Here is a 15,097-nt window from a genome sequence, read left to right as displayed (position 1 = left end):
CGATCCATGAGCGACGCCGCCACCGAACCGATCGCCGAGCCGCTCACCGCGCCGGCCAGCAGGAACGCCGATGCGGCCGCCGAAGCCAGGGCGGCGCGCGGGCGCGCGCGCTGGTTCGACCGCAAGCGCAGCGTCTGGCGCAGCAAGGCCACCGCGAGCGACGGCGGCGAGGTCGTGCTGGGCCAGCGCCGCGTCTACATCCTCCCGACCAGCGCCGGCCTGGGCTTTGGCGCGCTGCTGCTGACGCTGCTGATCGGCTCGATCAACTACAGCCTCGGCCTGGGTTTCGGCCTGACCTTCGTCGCCGCCGCCTGCGGCGTGGTCGACATGGTCGCCACCTGGCGCAACCTGGCGCACCTGCGCCTGCGTCCGGGTCGCGCCCCCACGGTGTTCGCCGGCGAGGAAGCGTCGTTCGAACTGCAGCTGGTCAACCGCACGGCGCTCGACCGCTACGCCGTCTGGGTCGACTTCGACGGCGCGCCCGAGCCGCGCCACCCGGCCGACGTCGCCGGCGGCGCCAGCGCCAGCGTGCTGCTCTCGGCACCCTCGCGCGCACGCGGGTGGATGCGCGCGCCGCGCGTGAAGCTGGTGACGCGTTTTCCGCTCGGCCTGTTCCGCGCCTGGAGCTACTGGCGCCCGGACAGCCGCGCGCTGGTCTATCCCTTCCCCGAGCAGGAGGCGCCGCCGCTGCCGCTGGGCGGCCGGCCCAGCCCGGATGGCCTGAGCAACACCGTCAACGCCGACAACTACGAAAACTTCGGCGGCGTGCGCAGCTACCAGCCGGGCGACCCGCTGCGCCACCTTGCCTGGCGCCAGATCGCGCGCCTCGATCCGGCCTATGGCGGCCAGCTGGTCACCAAGCAGTTCGACGGCGGCGCGATCGACGAGTTGTTCCTCGACTTCGACGCCCTCCCACCCCAGCTCGACCTCGAGCTGCGCCTGTCGCGCATGACACGCTGGGTGCTGGACGCCGAACAGCGCGCCCTGCCCTACGCGTTCCGGCTCGGACACCTGAGCCTCAACCCGGCGCTGGGCGGCGCGCACCAGGAAGCCTGCCTGCGCGCGCTGGCGCTGTACGGCACCGCGGAGGACGCCGAATGAAAGCGCTGAATCTGCCGTTCTTGCGCATGTCGACGCCGCTCTCGCGCGACAAGCAGGACACCCTGCTGCTGATCGCCAGCACCGTGCTGGTGCTGCTGCCGCATACGGCGCACCTGCCGCCGTGGGTGTCGCTGCTGTGCGGCGCGACGCTGGCCTGGCGCGCCACGCTGACGCTGCGCGGACGGCGCATGCCGCGCAATATCGTGCTGGTGCCGGTGGCGGCGCTGGCGATGTTCGGCGTGCACCAGAGCTACCACACGCTGTTCGGGCGCGATCCCGGCGTGGCCATGCTGGTGCTGCTGGTGGCCCTCAAGATGCTCGAGATGCACGCGCGGCGCGACCTGTTCGTGGTGATCTTCCTGTGCTTCTTCCTGGTGCTGACCAACTTCTTCTATTCGCAGGGGATCGGCACCGCGCTGTTGATGCTGGCTTCGCTGGCGCTGCTGCTGTCCACGCAGATGTCGTTCCAGCTGACCGGCGCCGTCCCGCCCCTGCGCACGCGCCTGTGGATGGGCGCACGCACGCTGCTGCTGGCGCTGCCGCTGGCGGCGCTCGCCTTCGTGCTGTTCCCGCGCATCGAAGGCCCGCTGTGGGGCATGCCGCAGGACGCCCAGGGTCCGCACACCGGCCTGTCCGACAGCATGTCTCCCGGCCAGATATCGGACCTGGCGCAGTCCGAGGAGGTCGCGTTCCGCGTCAAGTTCGACGGCGCGCCGCCGCCGCAGCGCCAGCTGTACTGGCGCGGCCCGGTGCTGGGCAGCTACGACGGGCGCACCTGGACCCGCGTGCATCCGCTGCCGCACCGCCAGCGGCCGCAGCCGATGTCGATCTCGGTGCGCGGCGCCCCGCGCCACTACCAGGTGACGCTCGAGCCGTCCAATACGCGCTGGCTGTTCGCGCTCGAGCTGCCGCAATCGCTGCCGATGCTGCCTGGCCACCTGGTCAGCCTGAGCCAGGAGCTGGAGATCCAGTCCGACGCCCCGGTGGGCGAGCGCGTGCGCTACGACATGGCCTCGTACACCGACTTCAGCCTGCAGGCGGTCGACACGCTCGACAACGCCGCCGAGTGGCTGCTGCTGCCATACGGGCGCAACCCGCGCGCGCTGGCGGCCGGCCAGGCCTTGCGGCGCGAAGCCGATCCGGCGCGGCGCGTCAACCTGGTGCTGCGCCAGTTCGCCACCGGCGGCTACGTCTACACGCTGCAGCCGCCGCTGCTGGGCGATGACGCGGTCGACGAATTCCTGTACCAGACCCGCGCCGGCTTCTGCGGTCACTATGCCGGCGCCTTCGTGTTCCTGATGCGCGCGGCCGGGGTGCCGGCGCGCGTGGTGACCGGCTACCAGGGTGGCGAGCTCAATCCGCTCGACGGCTACCTGACCGTGCGCCAGTCCGACGCCCACGCCTGGGCCGAGGTCTGGTTGCCGCAGCGCGGCTGGGTACGCGTCGATCCGACCGCGATGGCCGCGCCGGAGCGCGTGCAGCGCAGCGTGTCCGAAGCGCTGCCGCCGGCGCCGTTCGGCCTCCCCGGGCTGGGTCGGCTGGGCCGCCTGATGCAGCCGAGCCCCGATTCGCTGCTGGCCAAGGTGCATTACGCGATCGGCGCCGCCAACAACGGCTGGAACCAGTGGGTGCTGAACTACAACCCGGCGCGCCAGCACGACCTGGTCGAGCGGCTCCAGCACACGCTGCTGCGCTGGCCGGCGCTGGCCGCGGCCGTGGCCGCCGTGCTGCTGTTGCTGGGCGCCCGAAAATTGTCGCTGCGGCGCCGGGTCGATCCGGTCGATGCGCTATACTCGGCGCTATGCCAGCGGCTCGGCCAGCTCGGCCTGCCGCGCGCGGCCGACGAAGGTCCGACTGCCTACGCGGCGCGCATTGCAGCCTGTGCCGCAGCGCCCGCAACAGCGCATGATGGCGCCGGGGTCGCCTCAGGGCTTGCCTCCGCTGTTGCGCCAGAGAGCGCCAGCGCGGCCGGCGAGTTCCTGCGCCGCTACAGCGCGTATCGCTACGGCCCGCAAGCCGGCCCTGCCGTGCCGCCGGCGCTGGTCCCGACCCTGAAAGATTTGCTGTCCCGAGTTCGATGAAAGCCTTCGTTTCCCTCTCGCTTGCCGTGGCCTTCGCCGCGCAAGCCTTCCCCGCCCTCGCTTCGACGCCGCATCACGGCGGCAAAACCGCCGTCGCCGCCAAGGCCAAGACGAAGTCCGCCGCCAAAGACAAAATCAAGGCCAAGGCGCAGGCCGCCGCGGCGCGTCCCGGCATCGACTACGACGGCGAAGACATCGGCCTGGCGCAGTGGCAGGCGGTGCGCGACTTCGAAGACGAGATCGCCGCGCGCGACGGTTTTACGCGCGAGGAACTCGATGCCGTGGCCGGCAAGCTGCGCTACCTCGACTCGGCGGTCCAGCTGGTCAAGCCGGCCCCGCCGGGCAAGCCGAAGAACTGGCAAGCCTACAGCGCGCGCTTCATCGAACCGATCCGCGTCGGCGCCGGCGTGCGCTTCTGGAACGAGAACGCCGAGGCGCTCGCGCGCGCGGAAAGCACCTACGGCGTGCCGGCCCAGGTGATCGTCGGCATCATCGGCGTCGAAACCATCTATGGCCGCGACACCGGGCGCTTCCGCATCATGGACGTGCTGGCCACGCTGGCTTTTGCCTACCCCGAGGCGCCCAACCAGCTTGACCGCAAGGCGTTCTTCCGCGATGAACTCGAAAGCACGCTGCTGCTGGCGCGCAAGGAAGGCATCGATCCGTTTTCGCTGCAGGGCTCGTTCGCCGGCGCAGTCGGCATGCCGCAGTTCATGCCGGGCAATATTTTGAAATTCGGCGTGGACTTCGATGGCGACGGCGTCATCGACTTGCGCAACTCGGCCGCCGATGCGATCGGCAGCGTCGCCAACTTCCTGGTCCAGCACGGCTGGGAACGCGACAACACCGCCCCGGCGGCGGTGCCGGCCAACGTTGCGCCGAGCCAGGCTTGGCAAAGCCTGCTGGGCGGCGGCCTGGAGGCGCGCTACCGTCCCGACGAGCTGGCCGGCGCCGGCGTCGCGGTGGCGGGCAGCCTGCCGGATAACCGCCTGTACGGCTTGGTCGACCTGCAAAACGGCGCCGACCCGACCGAGTACTGGGTTGCGAATGCTAACTTCTTTGCTATTACAAAATACAATCGGAGTTACTTCTACGCCATGTCGGTACTGGAGCTGGGCCGTGCGGTTCGCAGCGCCCGCGATGGCGGCTATTGATATCGTAGAAAGTTTGTATCTATTTGTAACCGAGTTATCACATTTCACCCGTGTTGTTGTGAGCTGAGCAATAATATACCCCCCAGGGGTATGCAGAAATCAGCTTGGCAGTTCTCCGTAGAAACATCGCCGTAGACGCGATACCCCCTCACAAGTTGTCATTCCCACACTCAATGATGAAGCGTGCGGCGACGCATTGTTAATTGCTTTAGACTTAAGTTTAAATAAAAAACAATTATTTTTTCAGTGAGTTTGTGAGAGAATTGCATTGTGGCTATTGTTGCGAGAAGACAACGACATCAACGACAGCCTTTGAATTTTATTGCTCTTAAGTACTAAATTAAATTTTGTTATATAATTTAGTAGAAATTTTCGAAACTCTTTTTGAGAATCGAAATCCCCGCGAGCACTGTAAACCAGATAAGGATTTTGACATCATGACCAACCAAGTCGGCATCGACATCAACAGCGATTCGGAAAACGACGAACTGCTGCAGTACAACCCGAACCGCCTGCTCGATACCCTGATCGAGAACCTGCGCCTGAAGAACGACGCAGCCCTGTCGCGCGCCCTGGAAGTGGCGCCGCCGGTGATCTCGAAGATTCGCCACCACCGCCTGCCGGTCGGTGCTTCGCTGCTGATCCGCATGCACGAAGTCAGCGACCTCTCGATCCGCGACCTGCGCTACCTGATGGGCGACCGTCGCGCCAAGTTCCGTATCAGCGACAAGCAGTTCAAGCCGAAGGACAAGGACAACAAGTCCGGCCTGGCAGATTGATCATGGTGTCAGGGCTGACGGCGGCCATGCGCCGCCGCGCCCATCGTTTTTCCTCGCAACGAGGACAGGTAGTGAAACGCTCCGGCGCCCAAGCGCTGTGCCGGATGCAGTGATGGCCGATCAGGCGGGGAACACACCCGTCGACAGATAACGATCGCCGCGGTCACATACGACGAACACGATCGTCGCATTCTCCACAGTCTGCGAAACGCGCAATGCGATTTCGCAGGCGCCGGCGGCGGAAATGCCGCAGAAAATCCCTTCTTCAGCCGCCAGACGGCGCGCCATCTGCTCGGCTGCGGCCTGGCTCACGCTTTCGACCTGGTCGACGCGCGCCTTGTCGAAAATGCGCGGCATGTAGGCCTCGGGCCATTTGCGGATGCCCGGGATCGACGAACCCTCTTCCGGCTGCGCGCCGATGATGCGGATCGCCTCGTTCTGCTCCTTCAGGTAATGCGACACGCCCATGATGGTGCCGGTGGTGCCCATGGCGCTGACGAAATGGGTGACGCGGCCGTCGGTGTCGCGCCAGATTTCGGGGCCGGTGGTCTCGTAGTGGGCGCGGGGGTTGTCCTGGTTGGCGAACTGGTCGAGGATGATGCCCTTGCCGTCCTTTTGCATCTGGTCGGCCAGGTCGCGCGCGTATTCCATGCCGCCGGTCTTGGGGGTCAGGACGATCTGCGCGCCGTAGGCGGCCATGCTCTGGCGGCGCTCGATCGACAGGTTGTCCGGCATGATCAGCACCATCTTGTAGCCGCGGATCGCCGCCGCCATCGCCAGCGCGATGCCGGTATTGCCGCTGGTCGCTTCGATCAGCGTGTCGCCCTGCTTGATCTGGCCGCGCGCTTCGGCGCCGCGCAGCATCGACATCGCAGCGCGGTCCTTGACCGAACCGGCTGGATTGTTACCCTCGAGCTTGCCCAGGATGATGTTATTGCGGGCGGCCGCGTCGGCCCCGGGGATGCGCACCAGCTGCACCAGCGGGGTATTGCCGATCGTGTCTTCGATGGTCTTGTATGCCATTGTGCTTACTTCCTTGCTGACTCGAAAACGCCATTCTAATCCGAGACGCGCCACGGCGTACGGTACACCCGTTCATGCCGGCGGCCAGTACAAACGCCGTCGCCCCGAAGGTCGGGCGACAGGTGGTTTCCGATGCTGGAAGTTGGATATGCACCCCAGCCTGAGCCGGGGTGGCAGTCCGAAGGCTGGCTGGACTCAGGAAGCGGCCTTGGCGCCCGCAGGTGCCGCGGCTCCCTTGGCGCCCCTGGCCGGCTTGGCGGCAGACTTGGCGCCGGCGCCGCTGCCGTCAGCGTCCATCGGGGCGCCGTCCAGCGACTTGCCGTTCACCTGCAGGCCGGCCTTGGACAACTTCGCGGCGCGCTTTTCGCCCACGCCCTTGACGCGTTTTTCGAAATCGGCCCAATCCTTGAAATCGCCGCCTTTGGTGCGCGCATCCAGGATGAGCTTGGACGTGGCGGGGCCGACGCCCCTGACGCCGTCGAGCGCCGAGGCATCGGCCTTGTTGACGTCCACCTGGGCGAACGCGCAGCTCATCGAAGCGGCCAGGACAGCAACTGCAAGCATCAGTTTCTTGATCATCTCGTTATCTCCGTCGTGTTGGAAAGCGGGCGGCATGGTGCCGACCTGATGTGATAACGGACGCCGGTATGGCCGGGTTGACGGCGGGCGTTTGAGGATGCGCAAACGCCCGCGCTCGGTTTGCAGAGGTCAACTCTGCTCGATTTGCAGAGCTCAACTCTGCTCGATTTGCAGAGGTTAACTCTGCAAATCGTCAGTCCGCCGGCGGTGGGCGAACAGCTCGTCGCGGGTGACGGTGGCGGTGCCGAGCTTGCCGACCACGATGCCGCCGGCGCGGTTGGCGGTGGCCAGCGCCTCGGCCAGCGGCGCGCCCGCGCCCAGCATCGCGGCCATGGTGGCGATGACGGTGTCGCCGGCGCCGGAGACGTCGAACACCTCGCGCGCGTCGGCGGGCACGTGCAGCACCTCGTCGCCGGTGTACAGGCTCATGCCCTCTTCCGAGCGCGTCAGCAGCAGCGCTTCCAGGCCGAGCTCGACGCGCAGGTTCTGCGCCTTCTCGGTCAGCTGTTCCTCGTTCTTCCAGCTGCCGACGATGCGCTTGAGTTCCGACTTGTTCGGGGTCAGCATGGTCGCGCCGGCGTAGGGCGAGAAATCGTCGCCTTTCGGGTCGACCATGACGGTCTTGCCGGCCGCGCGCGCGGCGCGGATCATCTCGGCCACGTCGACCAGGCTGCCCTTGTTGTAATCGGACAGGACGATCACGTCGTAGTCCGGCAGCAGCGCCTTGTAGCTGGTCAGCTTGTCGCGCAGGATGGTTTCGGTGGGCGCTTCCTCGAAGTCGATGCGCACCATCTGCTGCTGGCGGCCGATCACGCGCAGCTTGATGATGGTCGAGATGGCGTCATCGCGTTTGAGGTAGCTGTGGATGCTGGATTCGTGCAGGATGCGCTCGACCTGGTCGCCGGCTTCGTCGGCGCCGACCACGCCCAGCAGGCCGCAATGCGCGCCCAGCGCGGCCGCGTTGCGCGCCACGTTGGCGGCGCCGCCCAGGCGCTCCTCGCGGCGCTCGATGCGCACCACCGGCACCGGCGCTTCCGGCGAGATGCGCGAGACGTCGCCGAACCAGTAGCGGTCGAGCATGACGTCACCCACGACCAGCAGGCGGACCTTCTCGAGCGGCGGCGCCTCGGCGTGGCGATAGCTGTCGGTCGGCAGCAGGCGGCTCGGGATGTCTTTCACGTTGGCAGTGCTCATCCGGGTCTCACTTGCTGGTCAGGACCGAGCGGCCGATGCCGTGGTATTCGATGCCCAGGTTGGTCATCTGGACCGGCTCGAACAGGTTGCGGCCGTCGATGATGACGGGGTTCCTCAGGCGCGACTTGATCTGCTCGAAGTCCGGGCTGCGGAAGGCCTTCCACTCGGTGACGATGACCAGCGCCTCGGCGCCGTCCAGCGCCGCCATCGGCACGTCCTTGAATTCGATGCGCGCCAGCTGTCCTTCGTTCAGGTCGAGCTTCAGCACGCGCCTGGCCTCCGCCATCGCGACCGGGTCGTGCACGGCCACGGTGGCGCCGCGTTCGACCAGTTCCTTGAGCAGCACGCGCGACGGCGCTTCGCGCATGTCGTCGGTGTTCGGCTTGAACGCCAGGCCCCAGACCGCGAAGCGCTTGCCCGCCAGGTCGTCGCCGAAGCGCGCCACGACCTTACGGCCGAGTACGGTCTTCTGGCGGTCGTTGACGGCCTCCACGGCGCGCAGGATCAGCAGGTCCTGGTCGTACTGGCGCGCGGTGCGCTCGAGCGCCTGCACGTCCTTCGGGAAGCACGAGCCGCCGTAGCCGGCGCCGGCGTACAGGAAGCTGTGGCCGATGCGCGGATCCGAGCCGATGCCATGGCGCACCGCGTCGATGTCGGCGCCGACGCGGTCGGCCAGGTTGGCCAGTTCGTTCATGAACGAGATGCGCGTGGCCAGCATCGCGTTGGCCGCGTACTTGGTGAATTCGGCCGAGCGCACGTCCATCCAGTAGGTGCGCTCGTGGTTGCGGTTGAACGGTGCGTACAGCAGCTTCATCAGCTCGTGCGCGCGCGAGCCCGCAGGGGTGTCGTCCAGGCCGATCACGATGCGGTCCGGGCGCATGAAGTCCTCGACCGCGGCGCCTTCCTTGAGGAACTCGGGGTTGGACACGACCGAGAATTCATGGCCCGCGCCACGCGCGGACAGCTCCTCGCGCACCGCGGCCGCGACGCGGTCTGCGGTGCCGACCGGCACGGTGGACTTGTCGACGATGACCTTGAAGCCGTCCATGTGGCGGCCGATGTTGCGCGCGGCGGCCAGCACGTATTGCAGGTCGGCGGAACCGTCTTCGTCGGGCGGGGTACCGACCGCGATGAACTGCAGCTGCCCGTGCTTGACGCTGGCGGCGACGTCGGTCGAGAACTGCAGGCGGCCGGCTGCGCGGTTGCGCGCCACGACTTCCTCGAGGCCCGGCTCGTGGATCGGGATGCCGCCGTTGTTGAGCAGGTCGATCTTGCTTTGGTCGACGTCGAGGCAGAACACGTCGTTGCCGAGTTCCGCGAGGCATGCGCCGGTCACGAGGCCGACATAGCCTGTGCCGATAATCGTAATTTTCATTGTTTCAGGACCTTAGTTCATGACATTCAGTTCTTCGGTGCGTCGCGGCGGGTAGGTCTCCCACCGGTTGCATCCGGGGCAGTGCCAATAATACTGGCGCGCCTTGAAGCCGCAATGGCTGCATTGGTAACGCGCCAGCTTCTGGGTGTACCCGTGCACCAGGTTTTTTACCATCGACAGCTCTTCCCAGACGTTGGCCGGGGCGTCCATCAGGCGCGCCTCGAGCAGCTTGTCCAGGCCGAGCAGGGTCGGGTTGCGGCGCAGCTCTTCCACCACCAGCTGTTTGGCAGCGTCGACGCCGTCGAGTTCAATCACGGCCTTGAACACGACCTCGATCAGATCAATGGATGACGCTTCTTCGAGGTAGGAACGCAGCAGGTTGACGCCTTCCTGCGCGCGACCCACTTTGCGGTAGCCGTCCATCAAGCGGCTGGCGACCAGCGCCACGTGGGGCACGCTTTGCTGCTCGACGCGGCGCCAGGTCTTCAATGCGCCCTCGATGTCGTCCTGGGCCACCAGGGCATCGCCGTACAGCATGGTGGCGCGCACGCTCTTGCGGTCGGCCTGCAGCGCCTTGTCCAGCAGGGCCTTGGCCTCTTCCGGCTGCATCTGCACCAGCTGGTCCTGGGCCAGCTCGCAATAGAACTGGGCGATTTCCTTGTGGTGGGCGCCGGCGCCGGATTCCTGCAGGCCCTGGGCGGCGGCGATCGCGCGGCGCCACTCCTTCTCGCGCTGGAAAATCTCGAGCAGCGCGCGGCGCGCCTGCACGCCGTACTGGGTGTCGACCAGCAGGTTGAAGGTTTCCTCGGCGCGGTCCAGCAGGCCCGCCTTCAGGTAGTCCATGCCCAGCTCATACTGGGCGTGCACCTGCTGCTCGATCGGCAGGTCGGGACGCGAGAGCAGGTTCTGGTGCACGCGGATGGCGCGTTCGGTCTCGCCGCGGCGGCGGAACAGGTTGCCGAGCGCGAAATGCATGTCGGCGGTTTCGGGATCGAGCTTGACGATCTCGATGAAGGCGTCGATGGCCTTGTCGGGCTGCTCGTTGAGCAGGAAGTTCAGACCCTTGAAGTAACCGCTCGGCAGGCTGCGCGATTCCGAGACCAGTTGCTTGATGTCGACCCGTGCGGCGATCCAGCCGAGGGCGAAAAAGACGGGGATGCCGAGCAGCCACCAGATTTCAAATTCCATATGTTCTTATTCGTTGTTGCCGCGCTGAGTACGGCCGGGTTCAGCTCGATTACGCTTCGTTGCGCTGGCTCACGCCATCCGGTTGCGGGGCGCCGGACACGGTGCCGGCAGCGCTCTGCAGCGCCTGGATCGTGTTCTTGTGCTGCGAGCTTTCGCGGCGATGGCGGAACACGGTCGGCGTGACCGCGACGATGCCGAGAAAGGCGCCGGCGACGAAAAATGCCAGCAGCATCAGCACGAGCGGGCCGCGCACTTCGTAGTTCAGGAAAAAATGCAGGTCGACCTGGTGCGTATTTTTCAGCGCGAAGCTGAAAAACAGGACGAACAGGATACATCCAATGATGGTCGATACGAATTTCATCAGCAGGCCTGCCGCAAAGCTACAAACGCGCAGTGTCGCACATTTGGGAGGAGATTTCAAAAGGCGAAAAAAAACGGCATCCCCGCGGGGACGCCGTTTCTGTCTGCGTCGCAGACGACTTCAGTCCTCGATGATCGGTTGCCCGACCATCGCGTCGACCCGTTCGCGCAACTGCTTGCCCGGCTTGAAATGCGGCACCCGTTTTTCGGGCACCATCACCTTGTCGCCGGACTTGGGGTTGCGTCCGATGCGGGGCGGCCGGCTGTTCAGCGCGAAGCTGCCGAAACCGCGGATCTCGATGCGCTGCCCGGTCGCCAGGGCGTTGGTCATCGCGTCGAGAATGGTCTTGACGGCAAACTCGGCGTCTTTCGCGACCAGCTGCGAATAACGCTCGGCCAGACGGTTGATCAGCTCGGACTTGGTCATCTGCGCTTCCCTAAGGAATTAGCCTTTATCGAACTTAGCCTTCAACAGTGCGCCCAGGCTGGTGGTGCCCGAAGCGGCGCTGTTGTCCGAAGCCAGCTTCTGCATGACTTCGTGGGTGTCGGCGTTGTCCTTGGCCTTGATCGACAGCTGGATGCTGCGTGCCTTGCGATCGATGTTGATCACCAGGGCTTCGACCTTGTCGCCCACTTTCAGGTGGGTGCCGGCGTCTTCCACGCGGTCACGCGAGATTTCCGAAGCGCGCAGGTAGCCTTCGACTTCTTCGCTCAGCGCGATGACGGCGCCTTTCGGCTCAACCGACTTCACGGTGCCGGTGACCAGGGTGCCCTTGTCGTTCAGCGATGCGAAGTTGTTGAACGGGTCGCCTTCCAGCTGCTTCACGCCCAGCGAGACACGCTCGCGCTCGACGTCGATGGCCAGGACCACGGCTTCCAGCTCGTCGCCCTTCTTGAAGCGACGCACGGCTTCTTCGCCGGCTTCGGTCCAGGACAGGTCCGACAGGTGCACCAGGCCGTCGATGTTGCCCGGCAGGCCGATGAACACGCCGAAGTCGGTGATCGACTTGATCGAACCCTTGACCTTGTCGCCCTTCTTGTGGGTGACCGCGAAGTCGTCCCAAGGATTGGCCTTGCACTGCTTCATGCCCAGCGAGATACGGCGACGCTCTTCGTCGATCTCCAGAACCATGACTTCGACTTCGTCGCCCAGCTGGACAACCTTGTTCGGGGCCACGTTCTTGTTGGTCCAGTCCATTTCCGAGACGTGCACCAGGCCTTCGATGCCCTGCTCGACTTCCACGAACGCACCGTAGTCGGTCAGGTTGGTGACCTTGCCGAACAGGCGGGTGCCTTGCGGGTAGCGACGCGACAGGCCGGTCCACGGATCGTCGCCCAGTTGCTTGACGCCCAGCGAGACGCGGTTCTTTTCCTGGTCGTACTTCAGGACCTTGGCGGTGATTTCCTGGCCGACGGTCAGCACTTCCGACGGGTGACGCACGCGGCGCCATGCCAGGTCGGTGATGTGCAGCAGGCCATCGATGCCGCCCAGGTCGACGAACGCACCGTAGTCGGTGATGTTCTTGACGACGCCAGTCACGACCGTGCCTTCTTTCAGGGTTTCCATCAGCTTGGCGCGCTCTTCGCCCATCGAGGCTTCGATCACGGCGCGACGCGACAGCACGACGTTGTTACGCTTGCGGTCCAGCTTGATGACCTTGAATTCCAGGGTCTTGCCTTCGAACGGGGTGGTGTCCTTGACCGGACGGGTGTCGACCAGCGAACCCGGCAGGAATGCGCGGATGCCGTTGGTCAGGACGGTCAGGCCGCCCTTGACCTTGCCGTTCACGGTGCCGGTGACGATCTCGCCCGACTCCATTGCTTTTTCCAGCGCCAGCCACGATGCCAGGCGCTTGGCCTTGTCGCGCGACAGGATGGTATCGCCGAAACCGTTTTCCAGCGATTCAATGGCCACGGAAACGAAGTCACCGACTTTGACTTCCAGTTCGCCCTGGTCATTCTTGAATTCTTCGATGGGGATGAAGGCTTCCGACTTCAGGCCGGCATTGACGATCACGAAGTTGTGATCCAGACGCACGACTTCAGCCGAGATGACCTCGCCCGAACGCATGTCTTGACGCGACAGCGACTCTTCGAAGAGTGCTGCGAAGCTTTCCATACCGCCCATTTCTTGATTTGCTGCAGTAGCCATGAGATTTTTGAAGTTAGCCAGCAGATCGACCATACGCGATCTGAACTGGGTCAAGTTGAAACCCACCCAGCGTGCAATGAAGCACGGCCGGGCACCTACGTCATGCGTGTGCGTACCATTCGAGCACTTGCGCGACCGCTTCGTCCACGGTCATGCGCGAGGTGTCGAGCAGGTGCGCCCCCTCTGCCGGGACCAGCGGCGCCACGGCGCGCTGTGTGTCGCGCGCGTCGCGGGCCTGCAAATCCGCCAGCAGATCGTCCATATTAGCAGAAAATCCTTTGTCAATCAATTGCTTATACCGGCGTTGCGCACGTGCCTCAACACTTGCTGTCAGGAACACTTTCAGCTTGGCTCCGGGGAAGATCACGGTGCCCATGTCGCGCCCGTCGGCCACCAGGCCCGGCGTCTCTCGGAAACTCAGCTGCAGGGCGTACAGGGCCTGGCGCACCGCCGGCAACGCCGCGATCTTCGACGCCGTGTTGCCGACGTCTTCCGCGCGGATCGCGTGCGAAACCTCTTCCGTGCCCATATAAATGCGGTCGCCGTTGAAACGCACCGTCAGGTGCTCGGCGGTCTTGGCCAGCGCATGCTCGTCGCGCAGGTCGACGCCCCGGCGCAGCGCCGCCAGCGCCGTCAGGCGGTACAGCGCGCCCGAATCGAGCAGGTGGTAGCCCAGCTTGTCGGCGACCTTGTGGGCCACCGTGCCCTTGCCGGAGGCGGTCGGTCCGTCGATGGTGATGACGGGGATGGTCGAATTTGACATGCTTGTCTTAGTTAGTCAGAACAGTTCGTCCTTGGCGATCGAAGCGAAGGTCTCGAAATAATTCGGGAAGGTCTTCGCCACGCACTTCGGATCGTTGATGCGCATCGCATTGCCGCGCCGCGCCTGACCGTCCAGCGAGGCCAGCGAGAAGCACATCGCCATGCGGTGGTCGTCGTAGGTGTCGATGGTGGCCGGCGACAGTTCGCCGGGGGGTGTCACGCGCAGGTAGTCCGGCCCCTCCTCCACCGTCGCGCCGAGCTTGCGCAGCTCGGTGGCCATGGCCGCCAGGCGGTCGGTTTCCTTCACGCGCCAGGAGGCGATGTTGCGCAGCGTGCTGGGGCCGTCGGCGTACAGCGCGGCCACGGCGATCGTCATCGCCGCGTCCGGGATGTGGTTGAAGTCGGCGTCGATCGCTTTCAGGGGCGCGTCGGCGCGCGCCTCGATCCAGTCTTCGCCGCGGGTGATGGTCGCGCCCATCAGCTCGAGCGCGTCGGCGAAGCGCACGTCGCCCTGGATACTGTCGCGCCCCACGCCTTCCACGCGCACCGGACCGCCGGCGATCGCGCCGGCCGCCAGGAAGTACGATGCCGACGAGGCGTCGCCTTCGACCCGGATGCTGCGCGGGCTCTTGTATTGCTGGCCCGGCTGCACGGTGAACGCCGACCAGCCGTCCTGGTCGACCTGGACGCCGAAGCGGCGCATGAGGTTGAGGGTGATCTCGATGTAGGGCTTGGAGATCAGCTCGCCGACCACCTCGATGGTGAGCGGCTGGGTGCGCGCCATCAGCGGCGCCGCCATCAGGAGCGCGGTCAGGAACTGGCTCGAGACGTTGCCGCGCACCGACATGCGGCGCGTTTCGACTTGGCCGGGGCGGATGTGCAACGGCGGGTAGCCGGGGTTGCCGGTGTACTCGATGCGCGCGCCGACTTCGTTCAGGGCCTCGACCAGGTCGCCGATCGGACGCTCGTGCATGCGGCTCACGCCGTGCAGCGTGTAGTCGCCTTTGACCACGGCCAGGGCCGCGGTCAGCGGACGGATCGCGGTGCCGGCATTGCCCATGAACAGATCGGCTTTCTGGTTGGGGAACGCCCCGCCGCCGCCCTGCACCACGTGGGTATGGTCGTCGAGCTGGCGCCAGCCGATGCCCAGCTCCTGCAGCGCCTTGAGCATCACCAGCGTGTCGTCCGACGCCAGCAGGCCGTGGATCGTGGTTTCGCCCTGCGCCAGCGCGGCCAGCAGCAGCGTGCGGTTGGAGATGCTCTTCGAGCCCGGCAGGCGCACGGTGCCGCGCGCATGCATCACGGGTTCGAGGTCGATGTGCTGGGGGTAGTGTTTGGATTCTGTCATT

Annotated in this window: 14 protein-coding genes; 4 read left to right on the top strand and 10 right to left on the bottom strand. The window is 65.6% G+C overall.

Translation table 11 applies throughout. The features are described 5' to 3' along the window. The first annotated feature begins 6 nt into the window (after positions 1–6). From FA90_RS01485 to FA90_RS01470, 4 genes are all read left to right on the top strand, one after another. Positions 7–1,101 (top strand): DUF58 domain-containing protein, encoded by a 1,095-nt coding sequence (locus FA90_RS01485; protein ID WP_081933568.1) that lies wholly within the window; start codon positions 7–9, stop codon positions 1,099–1,101. Then, complete coding sequence (locus FA90_RS01480; protein WP_036165174.1) at positions 1,098–3,182, top strand: DUF3488 and transglutaminase-like domain-containing protein; 2,085 nt, start codon at positions 1,098–1,100, stop codon at positions 3,180–3,182. Before FA90_RS01485 ends, FA90_RS01480 begins: the two co-directional genes overlap by 4 nt. Continuing rightward, a complete protein-coding gene (gene mltB / locus FA90_RS01475; RefSeq protein WP_036165171.1) occupies positions 3,179–4,336 on the top strand; it encodes a lytic murein transglycosylase B in 1,158 nt (385 codons plus the stop codon). Before FA90_RS01480 ends, mltB begins: the two co-directional genes overlap by 4 nt. A 437-nt stretch (positions 4,337–4,773) precedes the next feature. Beyond that, positions 4,774–5,115 carry a hypothetical protein gene (locus FA90_RS01470; protein WP_036165168.1) on the top strand — a complete coding sequence of 114 codons (342 nt, stop codon included), beginning with the start codon at positions 4,774–4,776 and terminating at the stop codon, positions 5,113–5,115. 120 nt (positions 5,116–5,235) lie between these two features. Here FA90_RS01470 and cysM read toward each other — a convergent pair whose 3' ends face one another. The 10 genes from cysM to aroA all read right to left on the bottom strand — a co-directional run bounded on the left by cysM (position 5,236) and on the right by aroA (position 15,096). Then, entirely contained in the window at positions 5,236–6,138 is a 903-nt protein-coding gene (gene cysM, locus FA90_RS01465; protein ID WP_036165164.1) for a cysteine synthase CysM, read from the bottom strand. Positions 6,139–6,333: 195 nt separating this feature from the next. Continuing rightward, positions 6,334–6,717, bottom strand: coding sequence for a helix-hairpin-helix domain-containing protein (locus FA90_RS01460; protein ID WP_036165163.1), 384 nt, complete (start codon positions 6,715–6,717; stop codon positions 6,334–6,336). Between the two features lie 177 nt (positions 6,718–6,894). Then, entirely contained in the window at positions 6,895–7,911 is a 1,017-nt protein-coding gene (gene rfaE1, locus FA90_RS01455; RefSeq protein ID WP_051971308.1) for a D-glycero-beta-D-manno-heptose-7-phosphate kinase, read from the bottom strand. Positions 7,912–7,918: 7 nt separating this feature from the next. Continuing rightward, positions 7,919–9,286, bottom strand: coding sequence for a UDP-glucose/GDP-mannose dehydrogenase family protein (locus tag FA90_RS01450; RefSeq protein WP_036165161.1), 1,368 nt, complete (start codon positions 9,284–9,286; stop codon positions 7,919–7,921). A 12-nt stretch (positions 9,287–9,298) separates the two neighbouring features. Further along, entirely contained in the window at positions 9,299–10,474 is a 1,176-nt protein-coding gene (gene lapB, locus FA90_RS01445) for a lipopolysaccharide assembly protein LapB (protein ID WP_036165158.1), read from the bottom strand. Positions 10,475–10,523: 49 nt separating this feature from the next. Beyond that, a complete protein-coding gene (locus tag FA90_RS01440; RefSeq protein WP_036165156.1) occupies positions 10,524–10,835 on the bottom strand; it encodes a lipopolysaccharide assembly LapA domain-containing protein in 312 nt (103 codons plus the stop codon). A gap of 120 nt (positions 10,836–10,955) precedes the next feature. Continuing rightward, a complete protein-coding gene (locus FA90_RS01435; protein ID WP_027864826.1) occupies positions 10,956–11,261 on the bottom strand; it encodes an integration host factor subunit beta in 306 nt (101 codons plus the stop codon). An 18-nt stretch (positions 11,262–11,279) separates the two neighbouring features. Next, positions 11,280–12,962 carry a 30S ribosomal protein S1 gene (gene rpsA / locus FA90_RS01430; protein ID WP_156116831.1) on the bottom strand — a complete coding sequence of 561 codons (1,683 nt, stop codon included), beginning with the start codon at positions 12,960–12,962 and terminating at the stop codon, positions 11,280–11,282. 124 nt (positions 12,963–13,086) lie between these two features. Beyond that, positions 13,087–13,749: a (d)CMP kinase gene (cmk, locus tag FA90_RS01425; protein ID WP_036165149.1), complete on the bottom strand. Its 663-nt coding sequence runs from the start codon at positions 13,747–13,749 to the stop codon at positions 13,087–13,089. A 15-nt stretch (positions 13,750–13,764) separates the two neighbouring features. Next, positions 13,765–15,096, bottom strand: coding sequence for a 3-phosphoshikimate 1-carboxyvinyltransferase (gene aroA, locus FA90_RS01420; RefSeq protein WP_036165146.1), 1,332 nt, complete (start codon positions 15,094–15,096; stop codon positions 13,765–13,767). Between the last annotated feature and the right edge of the window lies 1 nt (position 15,097).

It is taken from the genome of Massilia sp. 9096 (assembly GCF_000745265.1).
Classification (GTDB): domain Bacteria; phylum Pseudomonadota; class Gammaproteobacteria; order Burkholderiales; family Burkholderiaceae_D; genus Telluria.
The sequence above is the reverse complement of the archived record's forward strand: the minus strand, read 5'-3'. Positions and strand labels throughout refer to the sequence as shown.

Excerpts from the sequence above, each read along its gene's own strand:
- rpsA (WP_156116831.1), bottom strand. The coding sequence starts at position 12,962 with ATGGGCGGTATGGAAAGCTTCGCAGCACTCTTCGAAGAGTCGCTGTCG.
- FA90_RS01450 (WP_036165161.1), bottom strand. The coding sequence starts at position 9,286 with ATGAAAATTACGATTATCGGCACAGGCTATGTCGGCCTCGTGACCGGC.
- FA90_RS01485 (WP_081933568.1), top strand. The coding sequence starts at position 7 with ATGAGCGACGCCGCCACCGAACCGATCGCCGAGCCGCTCACCGCGCCG.
- FA90_RS01435 (WP_027864826.1), bottom strand. The coding sequence starts at position 11,261 with ATGACCAAGTCCGAGCTGATCAACCGTCTGGCCGAGCGTTATTCGCAG.
- FA90_RS01480 (WP_036165174.1), top strand. The coding sequence starts at position 1,098 with ATGAAAGCGCTGAATCTGCCGTTCTTGCGCATGTCGACGCCGCTCTCG.
- rfaE1 (WP_051971308.1), bottom strand. The coding sequence starts at position 7,911 with ATGAGCACTGCCAACGTGAAAGACATCCCGAGCCGCCTGCTGCCGACC.
- FA90_RS01440 (WP_036165156.1), bottom strand. The coding sequence starts at position 10,835 with ATGAAATTCGTATCGACCATCATTGGATGTATCCTGTTCGTCCTGTTT.
- cysM (WP_036165164.1), bottom strand. The coding sequence starts at position 6,138 with ATGGCATACAAGACCATCGAAGACACGATCGGCAATACCCCGCTGGTG.
- mltB (WP_036165171.1), top strand. The coding sequence starts at position 3,179 with ATGAAAGCCTTCGTTTCCCTCTCGCTTGCCGTGGCCTTCGCCGCGCAA.
- FA90_RS01470 (WP_036165168.1), top strand. The coding sequence starts at position 4,774 with ATGACCAACCAAGTCGGCATCGACATCAACAGCGATTCGGAAAACGAC.
- cmk (WP_036165149.1), bottom strand. The coding sequence starts at position 13,749 with ATGTCAAATTCGACCATCCCCGTCATCACCATCGACGGACCGACCGCC.
- lapB (WP_036165158.1), bottom strand. The coding sequence starts at position 10,474 with ATGGAATTTGAAATCTGGTGGCTGCTCGGCATCCCCGTCTTTTTCGCC.
- FA90_RS01460 (WP_036165163.1), bottom strand. The coding sequence starts at position 6,717 with ATGATCAAGAAACTGATGCTTGCAGTTGCTGTCCTGGCCGCTTCGATG.
- aroA (WP_036165146.1), bottom strand. The coding sequence starts at position 15,096 with ATGACAGAATCCAAACACTACCCCCAGCACATCGACCTCGAACCCGTG.